The 20,117-nt window shown below is 65.3% G+C and carries 12 protein-coding genes; 10 read left to right on the forward strand and 2 right to left on the reverse strand.

Annotated elements, in window-relative coordinates; translation table 11 throughout:
• Positions 1-62: 62 nt before the first annotated feature.
• Genes IB258_RS28285 through IB258_RS28330 form a run of 10 tightly spaced genes read left to right on the forward strand, consistent with a single transcriptional unit; the run spans position 63 to position 9,570 of the window.
• Entirely contained in the window at positions 63-1,190 is a 1,128-nt protein-coding gene (locus IB258_RS28285; protein ID WP_054451247.1) for a cupin domain-containing protein, read from the forward strand.
• 11 nt (positions 1,191-1,201) lie between these two features.
• A complete protein-coding gene (locus IB258_RS28290; RefSeq protein ID WP_054451246.1) occupies positions 1,202-2,338 on the forward strand; it encodes an LVIVD repeat-containing protein in 1,137 nt (378 codons plus the stop codon).
• Position 2,339: 1 nt separating this feature from the next.
• On the forward strand, positions 2,340-2,717 hold the full coding sequence (locus IB258_RS28295) for a RidA family protein (RefSeq protein ID WP_054451245.1): 378 nt from the start codon (positions 2,340-2,342) through the stop codon (positions 2,715-2,717).
• 39 nt (positions 2,718-2,756) lie between these two features.
• Complete coding sequence (locus IB258_RS28300; RefSeq protein WP_175161876.1) at positions 2,757-3,359, forward strand: glutathione S-transferase family protein; 603 nt, start codon at positions 2,757-2,759, stop codon at positions 3,357-3,359.
• Between the two features lie 20 nt (positions 3,360-3,379).
• Positions 3,380-4,183: an ABC transporter ATP-binding protein gene (locus tag IB258_RS28305; RefSeq protein ID WP_225590541.1), complete on the forward strand. Its 804-nt coding sequence runs from the start codon at positions 3,380-3,382 to the stop codon at positions 4,181-4,183.
• A gap of 14 nt (positions 4,184-4,197) precedes the next feature.
• A complete protein-coding gene (locus tag IB258_RS28310) occupies positions 4,198-5,004 on the forward strand; it encodes an ABC transporter permease (protein ID WP_119449599.1) in 807 nt (268 codons plus the stop codon).
• A 23-nt stretch (positions 5,005-5,027) separates the two neighbouring features.
• Positions 5,028-6,041: an ABC transporter substrate-binding protein gene (locus tag IB258_RS28315; RefSeq protein ID WP_192353501.1), complete on the forward strand. Its 1,014-nt coding sequence runs from the start codon at positions 5,028-5,030 to the stop codon at positions 6,039-6,041.
• A gap of 9 nt (positions 6,042-6,050) precedes the next feature.
• Complete coding sequence (locus tag IB258_RS28320; protein WP_192353502.1) at positions 6,051-7,547, forward strand: aldehyde dehydrogenase family protein; 1,497 nt, start codon at positions 6,051-6,053, stop codon at positions 7,545-7,547.
• Complete coding sequence (locus IB258_RS28325) at positions 7,544-9,157, forward strand: GMC family oxidoreductase (protein ID WP_192353503.1); 1,614 nt, start codon at positions 7,544-7,546, stop codon at positions 9,155-9,157. Before IB258_RS28320 ends, IB258_RS28325 begins: the two co-directional genes overlap by 4 nt.
• Entirely contained in the window at positions 9,157-9,570 is a 414-nt protein-coding gene (locus tag IB258_RS28330; RefSeq protein ID WP_175182070.1) for a hypothetical protein, read from the forward strand. The genes IB258_RS28325 and IB258_RS28330 overlap by 1 nt, the downstream gene beginning before the upstream one ends.
• 64 nt (positions 9,571-9,634) lie before the next feature.
• Here the strand turns inward: IB258_RS28330 and IB258_RS28335 are convergent, their stop codons facing one another.
• Both IB258_RS28335 and IB258_RS28340 read right to left on the reverse strand, forming a co-directional pair.
• A complete protein-coding gene (locus IB258_RS28335) occupies positions 9,635-12,427 on the reverse strand; it encodes an autotransporter outer membrane beta-barrel domain-containing protein (RefSeq protein ID WP_192353504.1) in 2,793 nt (930 codons plus the stop codon).
• 115 nt (positions 12,428-12,542) lie between these two features.
• Positions 12,543-20,075, reverse strand: coding sequence for an autotransporter-associated beta strand repeat-containing protein (locus IB258_RS28340; protein ID WP_192353505.1), 7,533 nt, complete (start codon positions 20,073-20,075; stop codon positions 12,543-12,545).
• Between the last annotated feature and the right edge of the window lie 42 nt (positions 20,076-20,117).

Below are 20,117 nucleotides of genomic sequence, written 5' to 3' on the forward strand. Positions count from 1 at the left end.
ATTGGTTGTTATTAGATTTGTTCCGCCATGTGGTTAATCAATAACTTTCAAGGGGAACATGTATGCACGGAACCCGTCCCGTCAGCGGCACTCGCGAAGCGGATTTGTTGGCCATGTATGAGCAGATCGAGCGGAGATCCATGTTTCCGTTCTGGGCCCGCGAGAACGAGGCGCACGACGACATCAAACAGCTCGTCAGCGGCCCCAAGGCCGTGCCCTTCCGCTGGTCGTACAAAGAGGACATCCAGCCCCTGCTTGCCGAATCGGCGCGGCTGATCTCGACCGAAAACACCGACCGGCGCTCGTTGATCCTGGTCAATCCGGGCCTGGCCCCTCGCCGCGCGACGGTGTCGACCCTCTACACCGCGTACCGTCAGAACGATCCGAACGAGATCATGCCTCCGCACTCGCACACCGCGAGCGCCATCCGCTTTGGCCTGACGGGCCAGCAGAACTTTACCGGCGTGGAGGGTGAAGACATCACTTTCCTGCCTGGCGACATGGTGCTCACGCCGCGCGACACCTGGCACAACCATGGCAATCTCGGCAACGAGCCCGCCATCAACCTATCAGTGCTTGACTACCCGCTGGTCGAAAACCTCAACGCGCTGAGCTTCAAACACGACTACCAGGAGAACGGCGAAATCGTGCGCAAGCAGAGCGCCCGCTTCCAAACCGAGTATTCGCGCACAGTCTATGGCGTGGGAGGCCTGACACCCCGCTTTGTCGACCATCGGCGCGGCGGCGGCGACTCATCGCCCATGTTCGTGTATCGCTACGACGCCATGCGAGAGCTGCTCTACCGCTTCCGGGACTGGGACGAATCTCCGCACGAAGGCTTGCTCGTTGAATATACGCATCCGTTGCGGGGCGGCCCGGTGTACCGCACGATGACCTTTTTCATGCAGATGGTCCGCCCCGGAGAGCGGACTCTGCCGCTGAAGCAGACGGCCAATCTCCTGGTCGCTCCGTTTTCCGGACAAGGCGCGATGACGATCGGCGAAGAGAGCTTCCCGCTCGAGCCCTTCGATACCGTGGCCGTGCCCAGCGACACCTGGGTCCAATACCGCAATGACCACACCGAACCATTGATCCTCTTCATCGCCAGCGACGAGCCGGCACTGCGCGCAATGGGGCTTTTCCATCAGTGGGGCCGCACCGCGCAGGGCGATCTCATTGAGTTGGTCTGAGGAGACCGGTCTTGGCTAAAGCTTGGAATACCTCGTTGGTGGCTCATGTGGACTGCGAGGGCGGCGGGCAGGTCTGGGTGGAAGGGAACACGATGTTCGTGTCCCATATGCGGCCGCCCTATGGCACCTCCATCTATGACGTGGCGGATCCCCGGCGGCCTCGGTTGCTGGCCTCGCTCGAGGTGCCGATGGGATGGCATTCGCACAAGGTGCGCGCGAAGGACGGCCTGATGATCGTCAACTACGAGAAGTTCCGTGTTGGCGCGGACGACTTCGGCGGCGGACTGGGCATCTACGATGTGAGCCGTCCGGACCGGCCCCGCCTCATCAAGCACTGGAAGACGGGGACGGAGGGCGGAGGCGTGCATCGCTACGACTTCGATGGCCGCTATGCCTACATTTCGCCCACGGCCCCCGGCTTCGTCGGCAACATCGTGAAGATCCTGGACCTGCAGGAACCGTCGCGTCCCGAAGAGGTGGGAAGCTGGTGGATTCCAGGCCAGAACATGCAGGCCGGCGAACACTATCCGTGGGACAACTATGTTCCGCCTCGCTGCCATCACCCGCTACGCATGGGAAATCGGCTGTACGTGTCCTACTGGCACCACGGCATGTTCATCCTGGACATCGAGGACCTGTCTCGCCCCAAGCTGGTATCGCAATTCAACACGGGGCCGGCGCATCCCCATCCGACACACACGGCCCTGCCGATACCCATGCTGCTGAAAGGCCGGCAGATCCTGGTCGTCGCCGATGAAGACGTCGCCAAGCTGCGTCCTTCCCCACCGGCCTTTACCTGGCTGTTCGACATCACCGATGAACGCCAGCCCATTCCCGTCTCGACGTTCCAGGTCGATGGCGTCGACCCGGACGGCACTCCCAAAGAGCCTATGTCAGGCTGTCACCAGCCCGCAGAGCGCTTCACGGGCAGCGTCCTGCCCTTTGCCTGGTTCGCGCGCGGCTTGCGCCTGGTCGACATCAGCGACCCTTTCAGGCCCAGAGAAGTCGGCTACTACGAGCCCGACACGCCGGCCGGGTTCGAGCGGGTCTCATCGAACGACGTCACGACCGACTCGCGCGGCCTGCTCTATCTGCTGGACAGGCAGCGCGGGCTGGACATCATCGAAAGCTCTGTCTACGGAAACTGAAATGGCATATCTACAACAAGCCTTCGGCAAGAAGAATCCCAACCTTCCCTTCCATCCGGCCGTGCGTGCGGGCGACTTCGTCTTCGTGTCCGGGCAGGTCGCCAAGGACGAGAACGGCGTCATGCAGGAAGGGACCATCGAACAGCTGACACGCAGCACTATCGAAGCCATGCGCCGCGCCTTGCAAAGCGCGGGCTGCGACCTGGCGGACGTCGTCAAGGTCACGACTTACCTGGAAGATGCGCGCGACTTCGGCCGCTACAACGGCGTCTTCAAGGAGTACTTCCCGGACGGCATGCTGGCACGCACCACGGTGGAGGCGCGCGCCGTCATCGACACCAAGATCGAGATCGAATGCATGGCCTACAAGCCGCTTTGACCACAAACACACGACAAACACACTCAAGGGAGTTGCATCATGTTGGAAGTTCTTGGCCGCGCCACGTCCGGCAATGTTCAGAAAGTGCTGTTCCTGCTCGAGGAGCTGAAGGTCCCTTACCTGCGCAAGGACTACGGCAAGACGTTCGAAGGAACGACGCTCACCGGGGAATACAAGGCCATCAACCCCACGCAGAAGGTGCCGACGCTGCGCGACGGCGACCTCCATATCTGGGAATCGCACACGATCCTGCGTTACATCGCCAACACGCACGAAGCCGAAACCCTGTATCCCGCCAATCCGGCGGCCCGCAGCCAGGTCGAGCGCTGGATGGACTGGACTTTGGCATCGCTGAACGTCGCATACCTGGCGGGTTTCAAGGAAGCCAAGCTGCCTCCCGAAGAGCTGACCGAGACTGCGACGAAACTGCTGGGCGCGGAGCTATCCCTGCTCGATGGCCACCTCGCAGGCAAGACCTGGGTGGCGGGCGACAAGATTTCCCTGGCCGATATCTGCCTGGCGCCGCTGGTCCGGCGCTGCCTGAAGTTCCCGCACGCCAAACCCGAATTGCCCAACCTGAAGGCATGGATGAAACGGGTCGAGGACAGGCCGGCCTTTGCCACGGCCGTCGCGGCCGGTTGAGGTCGGCCATGGAGACCGGCATGCACAAACCGCCAGACGACTCCCAGATTCGCGCTCGCGGACTGACTGTCGACTTCGACACCCGCGCCGGACGCGTGCGGGTGCTCAACGACATTGACGTGGACATCGCGAAGGGATCCTTCACCTCCATCATCGGCCCGTCCGGCTGCGGCAAGAGCACCCTGTTGAAAGTCTTTGCCGGATTGGTGCCGCCCACCGGCGGCGACGTCCGCGTGGCCGGCGTGCCCCCCACGGAAGCTGTGCGCCAGCGCCGCGTGGGCATGGTCTTCCAGGAAGCCGCGCTCATGCCCTGGCGCACGGCGCTCGAGAATGTCTGCTCGCTGATGCACCTGGTGCATGCCCGGCCCAGGCAGGAAATTCTCCAGCGCGGCCGCGAAATGCTGCGGCTGGTCGGGCTGGAGTATGCGGCCGACCGCTATCCCAAGCAGCTGTCCGGCGGCATGCGCCAACGGGTTTCCATCGCGCGGGCCTTGGCCCTGGATCCCGAGGTACTGATGATGGACGAACCGTTCGGCGCGCTGGACGCCATCACTCGCGAAACCATGAGCGACTTCCTGCTGGACATCTGGGAGCGCACCGGCAAGACCATTGTCTTCGTCACCCATTCCATCGACGAAGCCGTTTACCTCTCGGACCGGGTCTATGTCATGGCCACCAACCCCGCTCGCATCGTCGACTGCCTGCCGGTCGCGCTGCCGGGCCCGCGCAGCGAGGCCACGTTCGCCAAGCCCGAATTTCACGAGAAGTCGTATCAGCTTCGCCAACTGCTCAAGACCGGCCACGCCCAGGGGAGCACATCATGACGGCGGGTAGCACCATGAAAGCCAAAGCGCAGTCGCAAGTCCCTGTCGTTCCCCGGTTGCCGGGAAAGATCCGTCACGCGCTCGGTTCGGCCACGCCCAGCATCGTGCTCGTGCTGATCATCCTGGCCGCCTGGGAGGCCTGTGTCCGCATTCTGCAAGTGCCCGCGTTTGTCGTACCCGCGCCGACGGACATCGCGGCCGTTCTGGCGGAACGGCAGGCGGAACTCTTCCAGGCCTCGCTCGTCACGGGCGCAGAGATCCTGTACGGCTTCCTGTATTCGTGCGTCGTGGGCATCGCGATTGCGCTCCTGGTCGACCGCTATGCCTGGTTCGGCCGCGCGAGCTATCCGCTGATCGTGCTGTTCCAGAACGTGCCGAAGATCGCCCTGGCGCCGCTGCTGATTCTCTGGTTCGGGTACGACCTGCTCCCGAAGATCGCCCTGATCGTGATCATGGCCTTCTTCCCGGTCACGCTCAACATGTTGGTCGGCCTGCGGTCGGCGGATGCCAACCTGGTCGCGCTGCTCAGGTCCATCGGCGCGACGCCCAACCAGATACTGCGCCAGGTGAAGATCCCGGCTTCGCTACCCGCTCTGATGGCGGGGATGAAGGTGGCCATCACGCTGAGCGTCATCGGGGCGATCGTAGGGGAATTCGTGGGCGCTTCGGCCGGTCTGGGCTACATGATCCAGTTCGCATCCAGCCAGATGGAAACAGCGTTGGTATTCGCCGCCCTGGTCCAGATTTCGGTGCTCGGCGTCTTTTTCTACTACGTCATCGAATTGATCGAACACAGGTTTTTGGGTTGGGCCACTCACTAAATCGAATCAACAAGGGGAAAAACATGAGATCGAGTTGGAGATTCAGCGCGCTCTTCGGAGTGCTGGCACTGTTCAGCGGCGCCGTCCACGCCAAGGACGCAGTCACCGTGCAACTGGACTGGGTCGTGCGCGGCAATCATGCGCCCTTCTTCGTCGCCAAGGAGAAAGGCTACTTCGCAGACCAGGGCATCGATGTGACGGCGATCCGCAAGGGAACCGGCTCCACCGACGCGCTGCGGCTGGTGGCCAACGGGAACGCCGACTTCGGCTTCTCCGACCTGCCTACCCTGATGGTCGGGAGAGCGCAGGGCGTGGCCAACTCGGCGCTGCTGGCCGTCAACCAGAAGACGCCGCTGGCAATCATATCGCTGAAGAAAAACTTCGACCTGCAGAACGCCAAGCAACTGAAGGACGCCAACATTGGCGTGCATCCCAGCGGTTCGACCTACATCTTCCTGAAGGCCGCGCTGGCCAAGAACGGCCTGGCGCTCGCCGACATCAAGCAGTCGACGGTGTCGCCGCCGTACGAAAACCTGTTGCTGCTGAACCGCGTGAACGTGGTACCGGGCTATATCGACGCCGAGGTTCCCGAACTGGAACACAAGGCAGGAGGGCCGGGCTCCCTGTCCATCCTGCACGGCGAGGATCTGGGCATCCAGAGCTACGGCTCGGGCGTCTTCACGTCGGACAAGAATATTGCTCAGCGCCCGGATCTCGTGCAGAGGTTCGTGACGGCCTACGCCAAGGCCTTTGCCGACGTGATCCAGAACCCGGAAGCGGCCGCCGACACGCTGATCAAGAACAACCCCGAGTACAAGGGCAAGAAAGACATGCTGGTGGCACAGTTGCGCGCAGATCTGGACTTTACGTTCTTCAGCGACCACACCCGGACGCACGGCATCGGCTGGATCGATCCGGCCCTGTGGCGTTCATCCGCGACGCTCTTCAAGGAGCAAGGCGCGCTGTCGCCTTCCTTCGACGACACCCAGGGCTTCGACACGCGCTTCCTTGAAAAAGCGCAAGCTCTGAAGCAGTGAGGCGACAACATGGCAGGAAAAACTCATAAGACCGCCTCGGGCGATGTCCAGCTGCCCGCCAACAACGGCGTCTACTATGGCGGCGGCTGGCACGCCCCCCTCAGCGAACGCTGGATCGACATCGCGGCGCCCGGAACGGGCGAACGGCTGATGGCCGTGGCTGATGCTGGCGCCGAAGACGTGGCGCGCGCGGCCGGCGCGGCCCGCGCCGGAGCCCTTGCATGGCGCCGTACGGCCCCGCTGGCCCGGGCCGCCATCTTGCGCAAGATGGCCCAGCGCCTGCGGGACAACGCAAGGGAGCTGGCGCTCCTTGATGCGCTGGACTGCGGCAATCCGGTATCCGAGATGGGTTCCGATGTCATGGTTGCCGCGGCGCTGCTGGATTTCTTCGCAGGCCTCGTGACGGAACTCAAGGGCGACACCATCCCGATGGGACACGACGCGCTGGACTACACCGAGCGGGAGCCCGTCGGCGTCGTGGCGCGCATCGTTGCGTACAACCATCCGCTGCTGTTCGCCATGGGCAAGCTGGCCGCCCCGCTGGCTGCGGGAAATGCAGTGATCATCAAGCCGCCGGTGCAGGCGCCCTTGTCTGCCTTGCGTTGTGCGGAGCTGATCGGAGATCTCTTGCCTCCGGGCGTCTTTTCGCTGATCCCGGGCGGCGCCGACGCCGGGGCCGCGCTGGCCGCCAGCCCCGACGTCGACATGATCGGCCTGGTGGGCAGCATTCCCACCGGGCGCAGGGTGATGCAGGCCGCGGCGTCGCGGCTCAAGCCCGTGGCGCTGGAACTGGGCGGCAAGAACCCGTTTATCGCCTGCCCGGACGTCGACCCCGCGCTGGCGGCGCGCGCGATCGTCGATGGCATGAACTTCACGTGGTGCGGGCAATCTTGCGGGTCCACCAGCCGGGCCTTCGTGCACCGTTCCATCTATGACGAAGTCTGCGCCAAAGTGACGCTGGCTTGCGCCGCGTTCGTGCCGGGAGACCCGACCGACCCCGCCACCACCATGGGCGCAATGATCAGCCGCGAACACCGCGACCGCGTCAAGCAGGCGATCGACGCCGCCGTGGCGCAAGGCGCCCGCCTGATCGCGGGCGGCGGCATTCCGCGCGCCGGCGTCCCCGCAGGCGGCTTCTATCTGGAACCGACCGTCTTTGCGGACGTGGCCGCCACCTCGCCATTGGCCACCGAGGAGTTCTTCGGCCCCGTGCTGGCGCTCATTCCGTGGGACGACGAGCAAGAGATGCTGGCAGCAGTGCACAGCCTGGACGTCGGCTTGACCGCCGCTATCTGGACGGCGGACCTTGCGCGCGCCCACAGGCTCGCCCGCGAAATCGATGCGGGATTCATCTGGATCAACGAAGTCGGCAAGCACTTTCTTGGCGCACCGTATGGCGGGGTCAAGCAATCAGGCATCGGCCGCGATGAGTGCATCGGCGAGATGATCTCGTTTACCCGGGAAAAGAATGTCCACATCAACTTCAGGCCAGTGAGCCCGACATGAAGGCGGAATACGACTACATCATCGTTGGCGCAGGCTCCGCAGGCTGCGTGCTGGCCAATCGTTTGAGCAAGGACCCGGCAGTCTCGGTGCTGGTCATCGAAGCGGGCCCCTGGGACCGAGACCCGCTCATCCACATCCCGCTGGGATGGGGCAAGATCCTGCAGCAACGCCTGCATGACTGGGGTTACGACGCCGAGCCTGCCCCGCACGCCGATGGCCGGGCTATCGAATGCGCGCGCGGCAAGGTTGTAGGCGGAAGTTCGTCGACCAATGCGATGGCGTTCGTGCGCGGCCATCCCAAGGATTACGCGCGCTGGGCGCGGCATTACGATCTGCCCGAGTGGCGCTTCGAGGAAGTCCTGCCCTACTTCCGCCGCCTGGAGGACTGGGAGGACGGACACACCGGCGACCGTGGCGCGGGCGGCCCCTTGCGGGTGCAGCGCTGCCGCTACCAGGACCCGCTGCTCGACGCCTTCTCCACGGCCGCCCGCCAGGCCGGGCACCCCTGGCTCGACGACTACAACGCCTCGCCGGCAGGCGGCTTCTCGCGCCTGCAGATGTCGATCCGGCGCGGACGCCGATGCAGCGCCGCGACGGCCTACTTGCGCCCCGCGCTGCGGCGTCCCAACCTGACCGTGGTCACGTCGGCGCATGTTCTTGGCCTGGACTTCGACGGCAGCCGCGCAGTCGGCTTGCGTTTTACCAGACAGGGCCGCACCACGGCCGTCAGGGCGCGCCATGAGGTGATTCTTGCCGCAGGCGCCATCAACACGCCCGCGATCCTGATGCATTCAGGGATCGGCCCCGCTCAGACATTGCGCGATGCCGGCATACGCATCAGGCAGGAACGCGCCGGGGTAGGTGAAAACCTGCAGGACCATATCTCCGTCATCGTCACCGCACGCCGCCGCGAGCCGGGTCCATTTGTGCACGGCATGCGCCTGGACCGCATCGGCATCTCCATGGCGCGCGCCTATCTGGGCGGCGAGGGCTTTGCCGGCGACGTTCCAGGCGGCATAGTGGGATTTGTGCAGCCAGACGGCGGGGATACGCCGGACCTGCAGTTTCTCCTGACTGCCGCGCCGTTCAACGCTCATCCCTGGTTCAATCCGGTGCGCAAGCCTTTCGCCGACGGCTTTGCCGTCCGAACGGTGTTGCTGCACCCCCATAGCCGCGGCAAGATCACCGTCGCCAGTGCGGACCCGTTGGCGCCACCCCGGATCAACCAGAACTTTCTGGCGAGCGACGCAGACCGGGTCAGGGTACGCGAGTCGGTGCGTATCGCGCGGACCTTGCTGGACCAGCCCGCGCTTGGCGATTACGTCGCCACCGAGCTTGCGCCGGGCGGCGGCGTAATCGATGACGCCGCTATCGACGCATTCGTCCGCAAGACTGCCATCACGGTTCACCACCCCGGCGGCACGTGCAGGATGGGAGCCGAAAGCGACCCGATGGCAGTCGTCGACAGCCGTATGCGCTGCATCGGCGTTCCAGGCCTGCGCATCGTCGATGCCTCGGTCATGCCGGACCTGACCTCGGGCAACATCAACGCGCCCGTACTCATGCTGGCGGAGCGCGCCTCGGACTGGATACTGGAGGAGGCGCGCTGATGCGGCTTTCATTGCAACGTCATCGCTGTGTCAGCCTGCTGCCGCTAGCGCACACCGCCCACCAGCGGCTGGACGATTTCTTTTCCGTCGAGTACTGCAGCCGCGCCGATGAGCTTCCCGCCGACACGGCCGCGCTGATCGTCGGCGGTGCAAGCCTCTCATCGCTGCAAACAGGGCTGCCGGAGCGGATTCAGTCCGTGACCGTGGTGGGCAGCGATGCAGTGCCACCGCAGTTCGTGGAACAGATGAAGGCCAAGCGCGTACTGGTAACCTGGCCACGGGTCGCCGGCGCCGAAGACGAGCAAGAAGCGATGGAGATCTGTCACGACGTGATGGCGGCCTTTGGATTCGGCCGCATGGGGTCGCGGCCGCGCAACGTAGTCAACGATGTTTTGCTTTGCGATTGCTGTTGACTGCGTATTCTCGTGAAAGACCTGGCGCCGGCAGAAGGGGGTTCTGCCGGCGCCATCATCCACCTTAGAAAGTCATCCTGAAACCCGCGGTCGCGGTGACGACATGGCTGCCGGAGAAATCCGAGTCCGCGTCAATCTGGCCGTAGATCGCATAGCGTTCCCCCCAGCCGTAATTCACGCCCGCCCCCACGCTGCCCCAGGTTCGAGCCATGCGACTGGCGACCTGCGTGTCGGCCACGCGTACACGCGTTCCGTCCAGGAATTCATGTTTCACGTTGACGACGCCATAGACGCTGGACTCGCGCTTTACACCGGCCGTTTGCCAATTGCTCTTGTAATCCAGCGCAATGCCAAGGCGGCCCAGCAGGCTGTCGCCCTTGTCGCTTTCGACGCGCGCGCCGAATCTGTCGTTGAAGCGGTCGAAGCGGGTCGATACGTATGTCAGCTGCGCCTGCGGAATCAGGGCGAACCCCTCGCTCAGACCGAACGCCTTGCCTGCCTCGATACCCAGCCCATAGCTCTGGGCCTTCTGGCCGCCTTTCAGTTTTCCTGCCAGCCGTGAATTGAGGTCGCTGTCGAACCAGGTCGCCTGAGCCTGGGCATCGATATAGACACCATTCTTGCCATACCAGGTCAAAGTTGGCGTCAGGCCATAGGCAGTGGTGTCGATGGTGCCGTCGCCATACACCGACGACACACGCGTGTCGGCCTTGCCGTAGTAAAAGGCCAGGCTGCCCATCAGACGGGAGCCCTCTTCCTGGCCCGCCAGGATACGGTCAACGCCGAATTGCGCTTTCCAGCTATCGATGTCCTGGCGCGCGCCCGTAGTCGACGCCGCGGGATCGAGCCGGCCCGTCGAGCCCTCCACGCGGCTCCATACGCCGTTGCGGCCGGCGTCCGCCGGATCATAGAGGCGATTGCCGACCCGCTGGCGCAGGGTAGGCAGCTGGCTCAGGTGTAGCAGCGTATTGGCATAGGCCTCATAGACCGGCACGCCGGGCTGATAGAGCAAGGGCGGCTCGGCGCCCGGCGTACCGCCGCCGGGCGAGGGTGTGCCAGGATCGGTCGGCGTAGTGCCCGGGTCCGTCGGGGTAGTGCCTGGATCCGTCGGGGTAGTGCCGGGATCCGTGGGAGTGGTGCCGGGATTGGTCAGGGACGACCGCAAGTACCAGCCGCCGTCGGCCGAATCCTGTTGCAGCACATAGCCATAGGCGCCGGCCACCAAGGCCGGACGCCCCCCGATGACGTAATCGCCATTGGCCAGATCGAATCTTCCCGCCGACAGGCCATGGACCTGTACCACCTGGATGCCCCGTTGGGTCTGCGCGCCGGCGCCTCCCATGTTCTTCACCGTGACCGGTGTCGTGCCAGCGCTGTCGCCCGTGATCACCAGCTTGTCCGTCGGCGAATCATCGGCGCCAAGCTGCGTGCGAATTTCCAGATTGCCGCCCTGCGCCGCATAGTCGCCCGCGATCGTGAGGGTGCCGAAGCCACTGCGCGGACCCGGTGCGATCGTGCCGCGGTTGACTGTCGCGCCCACGCGTCCCGTGCCGGTCAATCGCGCGCCCGAAAGCACATCCACCGGGCCGCCGAAGGTGCCATCCATCTGCAGCGTTCCGGCCTGAATCTCGGTGTTTCCCGTGAACGCCGCGCTGTTGCCGGACAAGGTCAGCGTGCCCGCGCCCTGCTTGTTGAAGCTTGACGTCCCCGAGAACGCGGTAGACACGCCCACATCATGACCGTTCGTGTCGAACCAGGCGCCACCGCTACCCACGGCCTGCGTGGCGAAACCGTTCAGGAAATTATCCTCGTCACGATTGGCCCGCAGGATGCCGCCGTCCAGGTTGAAGGTGCCGTCGCCCGCGCCCTTGATGACGGAGCCGGTCTCCAACACGCCGCGGCCGCTGGCATCGCCGGTCAGGTTGAGCGTGCCGGTGGAAGTGCCGGCAGGGGCAAGCCACGTGTTGCGGGCGGCGACCGCAACCCCGCCCTTGGTTATGGTCAGCGTGCCCGTGCCTTCCGAACCGATTTCGATGCGGTCGCTGGCGGTGAGCGTGGAGATATCGGCCGTCGCGCTCGATACGGTCACCGTGCCGACGCTGCCCGCGCTCTTGCCGATGTAAACCGCTGCCGCGGCGCCTGGCCCGCCCGAGCCGACGGTGCTGACGCTGGCGCCATCCAGGACGCGCAAGTCGCCAGTTCCTTCGAAACCCACGTATATATTGTTCAGCGGGTCCCAGACCGCCTTCGGGCCCGATACCGTGACGCCCCCCTCGCCGCCGGCGTTCCAGCCGATGATCGCCTGACCGCTGTGCACGACGCCGTTGTCGATCTGTAGCGTGCCCTTGCCGCCCGTGCCGATCTCGAACGCGCCGATGGTGTTGAGATTCCAGGTGGACCCCGCCCCGGAAACAAGAACGTTCCCGACGCTGCCATTGTCGACGCCGATTCTGGCCGAGTCGCTATGCGCCACGCCGCCGTCCAGGATACTCAGCGTGCCGATGCTGCCGGCCTCGCCCCCGATCAGCACCGGGCTGGCGCTGGTCCAGGAGGACGCCGTGCCATTGCCGTCGCGGCCCTTCACCGTCACGGCGCCTGGAGCGCCATTAAAAATTCCAACGTTGGCCCAGTCATTTTCTACGGAACCGCCCGCATCGATGACCAACTCCCCGGCCAGGGTATCTCCGACCGTCAGATCGCCCCCGACATTCCAATGCGGCGTCTGGACGGGCCCCGGCAAGACCTGGCCAGTGACGGAGACCGATTGGGCATTTGCGGGACTGGCGAAGTTCGCCGCGTAGACAACGAGGGCAGCCGACTTCAGCCATCCCGTGCGCGAGCAATTCCTGGCGACCATGAACAATCCTTTCTGAGTAGACGCGATCTCCTGTCGGTACGGCACGCAACCTGGCTTTCTTAATAGGTATTTTCACCAAAAGCGCGGGATTGCATACGCGGGTTGGAGCTCGCCCTCAGAACGCCCAGCGCACACGCACCTGCGCCGATTGGTCGCGGTTGCCTCCTCCGAATTCGCCGTTGTAGCCCAGCGCCAGGGCGGCGCGATTGCTCAGGTCCACCTCGGCGTCCAGGCCGACTACCGCAGCGTTGCGCGCCAGCGGCACGCCAGCCACAGTGAAGTCCTGCCCGCCTTCGAAAGCCATGGTGGACTGGGTGGCCAAGTCGCCAAACGCATGACGCCAGCCCAGCGTGGCGCGCAGACGCCCGTCCCTGCCGCCTGCCGCGAAGTCGCTATGGGCGCGCACGCCCAGCGTCGTGCTGGCCAGGTCGTCGCTGCTATTGTTGCCGCGCAGGGCCGCAAAGCCGCCGCTTTCCTGGAAACCGCGCGTACGTTGCTGGCCCAGGCTGACGCCGGCGAAGGGCTCGATGCCTGCCTTGTCGTCCTGGCCCATGGCGTAGCCCACTTCGGCAAACACCTGCGTGGTGCTGGCGTGATAGTCGGCCTTGAGGGTCTGGCTCAAGGACGTCACCTGGCGTTGCGACGCGATGTCGTGCCAGGTGTAGGCAACGCCGCCCATGACGTTCAGGCGGCCCGTCCCCAGGCCGAAGGACTTGCCGCCATAGATGGCGGCGCTGTAGCTGTCCACCGTGGCCTTGGAGCTGCGGTCGGACACCTGGCCATCGGCGCGCGTGTAGCCCAACGATCCGCCCAACCGCCAGCCGCTGGCAGCCACTTCGGCGTCGCCCCCCAAGAACAGGCCGCCGGTGTTTTGTTTCCAGCTGGCGGCATTGCCGTCGCCCGCGTAGTTTTGCCAGTGGCCCACGACCTCGGCCCACATGGGCAAGGCGCTGGACGCGGGCCAGGCGGAGGCCGCAATCGGGCCGCCCGACTGCGCGGTCGGCGCGCCAGGGCGCAGCGTGGCAGTGAGATTGCCGTGCAGGTGATTGAGCGCACTGGCGCCGAACATGGCGGCGCCGGCGCGCATGCTGCCTTTGGCCGTGGCGTGGCTTTCACCGGACAGGCTGTCGAACACGGCCTGGGGCGTTCCCGCAGGCAACGTTTCAACGTAGCGGTACAGGGCGCTTGCAGGCGCCAGGCTCTCCACCCCGTTGGCCACGGCGGCCTGATTGCGGGTCTCGGCCAGATCGGCAAAGGTCATGCTGCCCGAGCTGCCGTTGGATTTGCGCCGCAACTGCAGCGTCACGTCGGTGCTGGTGTAGTTCAGCGTCGGGGCCAGGTAGGCGTAGTCCGAAGCCACGGTATCGAATCGGCCGATCAGGCTGTTCGCCGACAGGATGGAGTAGGTTTTGGCGACCTCGAAACTGCCCGGCGCACCCATATGAACCACGCCTCCGGCCAGCGTAGCCGTGCCTGCCACCTGGGTCAGCGTGCTGGCGCTGCTGTCGGGGTCGGCCCGCACCTCGTAGGTAGAGCCCGCCTGCAGTTCCAGATCGCCCTGTACGCGCAACGTCCCATAGGGCGTTGCCGCATCGGGGCTCAAGCCCGCTGCCAAGGCTCCGCCGCTCTGGATGATGGTCTTCGCGCCAGAGGATCCTACCGAGCCCGTGCCCGCCAGCTTGCCGCCGCCGGCTACGGTGAGCGCGCCGCCCAGGTTGCCGTCCACGACCAGATAGCTCTGCTGCACAGTCGTGCTGCCGGCAAAGCCGCTGCTGTCGCCTGTCAACGTCAGCGTGCCCGCGCCGGTCTTGGTCAAGCTGCCGTTGCCAAGCAGGGTTTGGCCCATGCTGGCATCCAGCGTCTGGCGCAGCTCCAGGGCGGCATTGTTGGTGATGACGCCGCTGCCCAGGTTGGCCGCCGATGCCACCAGGCGGCCGGCGCTGATGAACGTGGCGCCCGTGGAGGTGTTGGCGCCCGTCAGGGTCAGAGTGCCTGCGCCCGTCTTGCTCAGGCTGCCGCTGCCGCTGAAGGCTTGCGCCATGCTGGCATCCACGGCCTGGTTCAGTTCCAGCGCCGCATTGTTGATGATGGCGCCGCTGCCCAGGCTGGCCGCCGATGCCACCAGGCGGCCGGCGTTGATGAGCGTGGCGCCGGTGTATGTGTTGGCCCCCGTCAAAGTCAGCGTGCCGGCGCCGGTCTTGCCCAGGCTGCCGCCGCCGCTGATGGCCTGGGCCAGCGCGCCGTCCGCGGCCTGGTTCAGTTCCAGCGCCGCATTGTTGATGATGGCGCCGCTGCCCAGGCTGTGCGAAGACGCAATGAGGCGTCCTGCATTGATGAGGGTGACGCCGCTGGAGGTGTTGGCGCCGGTCAGGCTCAGTGTGCCCGCTCCGGTTTTGGTCAGGCTGCCGCCGCCGCTGATGGCTTGGCTCAGCGTGGCGTCCACGGCCTGGTTCAACTCCAGCGCGGCATTGTTGGCGATGGCGCCGCTGCCCAAGCTGGCGGCGGAGGCCACCAGCCGGCCTGCGTTGATGATGGTGCCGCCGGTCGACGCGTTCGCGCCCGTAAGAATCAACGTGGCATCGCCCGTCTTGATCAGGCTGCCGCTGCCGCTGATGGTTTGGGCCAGGATGGCATCGCTGGCCTGGTTCAGCTCCAGCGCCGCATTGTTGATGATGGCGCCGCTGCCGATGCTGGTCGCCGACGCCACCAGACGCCCGGCGTTGATGGTTGTGCCGCCGGTGGCGCTGTTCGGCCCCGTCAAGGTCAGCGTCGCGTTTCCTTGCTTGATGAGGTCGCCAGTGCCCCTGATTGCGCCGCTCAGGAGCAGATCGTGGCTGCCGTCCACCGTCAACGCCTGATCGAGCTGTATGCGATTGCTCACCGTCATGCTGCTGGCGGTATCCAGATGGGCCGCGCCGGTGACGTGGAGCGCACCGCTCCCCATGGCCGCTTGTTGTCCCAGTTTCAAGGTGCCGGCATTGAGCACCGTGTTCCCCGCATACTGGTTGTTGCTGTTGAGTTCGAGCGTGCCGCTGCCCAGTTTGACCAGTCCCCCTGAACCGGCAATATCGCCGTTAAGCGCAAGGTTGTTGCTTCCCGCCAGGGTCAGATCCGCATTCAGCGTGATAGCGTTGGACAGCGCGATAGCAGCGCTGCTATCCAACGCAGCCGCCCCTACGACTTGCAGGCTGCCGCTGCCCAGCGCGCCGCCATTGCCCAGCAACAGTTGGCCTCCCGCCAGGCGGGTGCCGCCGGTGTAGCTGTTGTTGCCATTGAGCGCCAAGGTGCCAGCGTCCAGCTTGGCCAGCGTGGCGTTGCCGCCCAGGTCGACATTCAGCGTGGCCGTCTTGCCGGCGTCTACGCGGATGGCGGCATAACCGGCGGATCCGTCCACCAGTTCCAGCTTCCCGGCCGCTCCCGCCGTCAGCAGATAGCCGTCGCTGGCGAACTGCATCCCGGTGGTGCGCTGGGTACCTTCCACGGTAACCGTGCCGGGGCTGCCCATGAACACCGCAAAGCTGTCATTCCATCCCGCATTGAACCCGCCGCTGGTGATGGTCCAGTTGGTGTTGCTGCTATTCCATACACCGCTGCCGCCCTCGACGTTACCGTTGCCGGCAGGCCCGCTGCCGTCCCAGAAGCGGACGTTGGACGTTCCCCCCACCACCAGATTGACCTGACTGGCAACGCTGGTCTGTACTTCCAGGTCGTTGGCGCGTACGCCTGAGGGCAGTGTCCCGAACGCCAGTCCGCGATCGGTCAGCGTGCCGACGTAGTCGAACAGGCGATACACGCCGATCCCGAAGCCACCGGTGTCGATGATGTTGAGCTTGCCATCCAGACGCAGGTTGCCGGCAACTTGGGCCAAGGCTGGCGCATTGGGCGAGGCGACGCCCAAGGCCGCGTCGATCTGGGAGTCGCCATTGAGCGCCAGCGCCCCCAGACTCAATGTGGCGCCGCTGACCAGCCCCAGGCGGCCGCCATCGGCAATGCTGACGGCTCCGGTCAGCGTGCCCGAGCCCGTCAGCGTGGCGCCGCTGGCCACGGCAACACTGCCAGATCCCAGCGTACCGTCCACGCGCAGCGTACCCGCATCCACCGTCGTGGCGCCGGCCAGGATGCTATTGCCGCTGAGCACCAAGGAGCCGTTGCCGGTCTTGGTCAGGCCGCCATTGCCGTTCAGCGCGCCGCTGAAGCTGCCTGCCTGCACATTGAAGGATCCGGCCCGGAGGTCTACGCTGCCCGCGCCATTGAGTTGCCCCGCGCTGCCGCCCTGGTTCAACTGCAGGGTGGCGCCGGACGCGACGTTGACCTGGCTTGGGCTGCCCAGGCCACTGGCGGCGCTCCCGATCAAGCGGCCGGCATCGATGTTGTAGACGCCGCCAAAGGTGTTCACGCCGCTCAGGGTCAGCGTGCTGGCCCCGGACTTGATCAGGCCGCCGTTGCCGCTGAGCGTGCCCGTCAGCGCCAGGTCCTGGGTGCCGGCGAAGGTCAGCGAACCGCTGATGTCTACCGCGTTGGCCAGCGTCACGAAAGCGGTGCTGTCCAGCCTCGCAGTGCCAGCCACGTCCAGACGGCCGCTGCCCAGCGCCTTGTCATGGCCCAGAGCCAGGGTGCCGGCGTTGAGCGTGGTGACGCCGCTGCGGCTCAGGTTGCTGCCGCCAAGGATCAGCGTGCCGTTGCCGTTCTTGATCAGATCGCCGCCGCTCCTCATCTCGCCCGTCAGGGCCAGGCTATTGGCGCCATCCACGGTCAATGCCGCGCCCAGGTGCACCTCGTTGGCCACGGTGATGCTGTTGGCAGCCTGCAAGGTAGAGGCCGAACTCACGTTCAGAAGCGTGTTTCCCAGCGATGTGTCCTGCCCCAGGCGCAGGCCGCCGCCGTTCAGGGTAGTCTGGCCGTCCAGCGCATTGGCGCCTGTCAGGCTTAGCGTACTGTTGCCCTGCTTGACCAGGTCGCCAGTGCCAGACAACGTGCCAGAGAGGGTCAAGTCTCGATCGCCGACGAGGGCCACGGTCCCGCTGACCCACACATTGGTGCCGACATTCATGCCCGCCACGCCCGCCTCGATCGACGTGCCATTGATGGCGTTGAGGATCCCCGTACCGAGCGCCAACGGATTGCCGATGACCAGCCTCCCGCCGGTCAGATTGAGGTTGCCGAGCATGTTGTTGACGCCGTTGAGCGTCAGGGTGCCGCTGCCCGCTTTGATCAGGCCGCCGACACCACTGACGTTTCCGTTCAGGGTCAGGTTGGTTCCCGAACCCGTCTGCACCGTGGACACGCCATTGAGCACCTGGCTGTTGGCCAGTGCGACATCGATGATATCGGTCGCCAAGGTCGTGCCGCTCCCCAGCGCCACGCTGCCTGTGCCCAATGCCCGGTCGTGGCGCACGACCACGGTGCCGGCGCTGAGCGCAGTGCCTCCGGTCCAGCTGTTGTTTCCGCTCAAGATCAAGGAACCGGCGCCTGTCTTGGTGAGCTTGCCGGCGCCCTGGATTGGCGCGCCGATCAGCGCGCTGACGTCGGTATCTGTGATTACCTGCGCGATGCCGTTTGAGCCGTTTATAAGGTTCAGCGCACCGGACGCGTCAAGCTGGCCGACGATGTAGCCGTCGGTTTTGAACTGCATGGCGCGGACATCCTGGGCGCCGTTCACCATTACCAGGCCGTTCTGCCCCAGGAACACCGCGTTGGTGCCTTTCCAGACGCCGTTGTCATTGCCGGAAGACTTGGTCCAGTTGCTGTTGACGCTATTCCATATCCCGCTGCCGCCCTCCACGACGCCGTTGGCGACAGTATTGCCGCCATCCCAATACTGCGTGCCGAGGGTAGGCGAATTGATGACGAGGGTCAGCGTCTTGCCTGCGATGTCGAAGACCCGCCCCACATCGACGGTGCTCAGATCGCTGGGCGTACTGGCGGCAACGAGGTTGGTGCCGGTCAGGCTACCGGTGTAATTGAACAGACGGTAGTTGCCATTGGCCAGGTTGCCCGCGTCGATGATGTTGAAGGTGCTGCTGGTGATCGACAAGTTGCCCTGGATGTTGACCATCGGCGTAAGGCTCGGCGCGCCCAAGGCGAGATCGAGTGTGGCGCCGTTGCTCAGAGTCAAGGAACCCGTGGTCAGGGTATTGCCGCTGCTCAGGGCGAGGCGGCCGCCGCCGGCGACGGTCACGGCGCCGCTCAGGGCGCCGCTGCCGCCAAGCGTGCCGCCGCTACGGACGTTGACCATGCCGCTGGCCAGGCTTGCGCCGGCAGCGAGGTCCAGGCGTCCGCCGTCTATCGTGGTGAAACCGCTGAAGGTGTTGATGCCGCCCAGGGTCAGCTTGCCGCTGCCCGTCTTGGTGAGGGTGGCGCCCGCAGAGCCGGAGATCGCGCCATTGAGGGTGATGGCGTTGGAACCCGTCACGGTCAGGCCATTGGTCCCCGCAGGCACGTTCAATGCCAGGGAGATGGGATTGTTCACGGTCAGCTGGCTGGCCGAGCTGCGCAGGGTCCCCCCCGCGGCCGTAATTACGCCGCTGCCAGCGAAACCGCCGTTGTCCACCACCAACTCGCCGCCCGTCAGGCTGGTGCTGGTGGCCGCGCCGCTCAACAGCGCGCCGTTGACGGCCCAGGTCCCGCCTTCGACTTGCAGGTTGCTGAAGTTGGTGTACACCGACGAGAAAATCGCACCGCTCCCGGTGGCGCTCGAATCAAACCCGTTGCGCAGGGTCAGCGTGTTGTTGCCATTGGCGCCGCCATCGACGATGCCGACCGGCGCGAATGCCAGGTTGACGCCCAGATTGTTGCCCAGGACGCCGCTGGAGCCGCTGCCCGAGACGCTGCTGCCGGTGACCGCGATGAACTGGTTGGTACTGCCCGCCCCCAGCGACACGCTGCCATATATCGTGCCGCTATTGGTGACGACATTGCCCTGGCCTGACGTTTCGAACGCAACCCGGCCATGGATGGTGGCGCGATTATTCAGGTGGACCCGGCCGCCGCCATAGACGGCGATCACCGGCCTGGCATCGGCAGCCTCGATGGCGCCGCTTAGCGCCCTGGAGCCGATGGTGCCATTGTTGTCGATGGCGGTCAGCCCGCCGCCGGCATTTTTCACCTCGATCGCCATGCCGTCGAACGTGGACAGGCTCGGCGGCAAATTGCCTGACGCGCCGTATATGGCGGCGCCGCTGCTGTTGGTGATGGTCAGGTTGGATGCGACGCCTCCCTCCATTTTCAGCGCCGTGGTGGACTGGTTGAAAGTGCCCCCGCCCGTCGGGTCGAAGACGCCGCTGTTGTTCACCGTAATCCCGCGGCCGAGCAGGTGCATCGAGGGCAGGCCGATGACGCTGGAACTGACCGTAGCACCGTTCTGAATATCAAAGAGGAGGTCGTTGCCGGTGACGAAGTAGTCCTGGACCGTGCCGCTACAGGTGAGCGTAGTGCCGTCCGCAGGCGCCACAGGCGTACAGGCGGCGTAGGCCGCGCTGTTGCCAAGCGCGGCGGCCAGCAGCGTGGTCGCGGCGGTCAGCGTGGGCAAGCCGGCCCGGCGCGCGCGCCGCGGGCGTTGGCGGCCTTTGCCCGGGCCTCCAGCGATTTCGCTGACAGCCTGCCACACGCCTACGGCTGCGTTGAACACCACGCGGTAAATTCGGTTCATGGCACCTCCCAGGGGTGCATGGCCCTGGCCTACGAGTGAGAT

Origin of the sequence: Achromobacter sp. ACM02, from assembly GCF_014851605.1 — a bacterium.
GTDB lineage: Bacteria > Pseudomonadota > Gammaproteobacteria > Burkholderiales > Burkholderiaceae_B > Achromobacter > Achromobacter aegrifaciens.

Bases quoted from the DNA above. Each gene is read 5' to 3' on its own strand.
- IB258_RS28285 (WP_054451247.1), top strand. From the start codon at position 63: ATGCACGGAACCCGTCCCGTCAGCGGCACTCGCGAAGCGGATTTGTTG.
- IB258_RS28295 (WP_054451245.1), top strand. From the start codon at position 2,340: ATGGCATATCTACAACAAGCCTTCGGCAAGAAGAATCCCAACCTTCCC.
- IB258_RS28300 (WP_175161876.1), top strand. From the start codon at position 2,757: ATGTTGGAAGTTCTTGGCCGCGCCACGTCCGGCAATGTTCAGAAAGTG.
- IB258_RS28305 (WP_225590541.1), top strand. From the start codon at position 3,380: ATGCACAAACCGCCAGACGACTCCCAGATTCGCGCTCGCGGACTGACT.
- IB258_RS28310 (WP_119449599.1), top strand. From the start codon at position 4,198: ATGAAAGCCAAAGCGCAGTCGCAAGTCCCTGTCGTTCCCCGGTTGCCG.
- IB258_RS28315 (WP_192353501.1), top strand. From the start codon at position 5,028: ATGAGATCGAGTTGGAGATTCAGCGCGCTCTTCGGAGTGCTGGCACTG.
- IB258_RS28320 (WP_192353502.1), top strand. From the start codon at position 6,051: ATGGCAGGAAAAACTCATAAGACCGCCTCGGGCGATGTCCAGCTGCCC.
- IB258_RS28325 (WP_192353503.1), top strand. From the start codon at position 7,544: ATGAAGGCGGAATACGACTACATCATCGTTGGCGCAGGCTCCGCAGGC.
- IB258_RS28330 (WP_175182070.1), top strand. From the start codon at position 9,157: ATGCGGCTTTCATTGCAACGTCATCGCTGTGTCAGCCTGCTGCCGCTA.
- IB258_RS28335 (WP_192353504.1), bottom strand. From the start codon at position 12,427: ATGGTCGCCAGGAATTGCTCGCGCACGGGATGGCTGAAGTCGGCTGCC.
- IB258_RS28340 (WP_192353505.1), bottom strand. From the start codon at position 20,075: ATGAACCGAATTTACCGCGTGGTGTTCAACGCAGCCGTAGGCGTGTGG.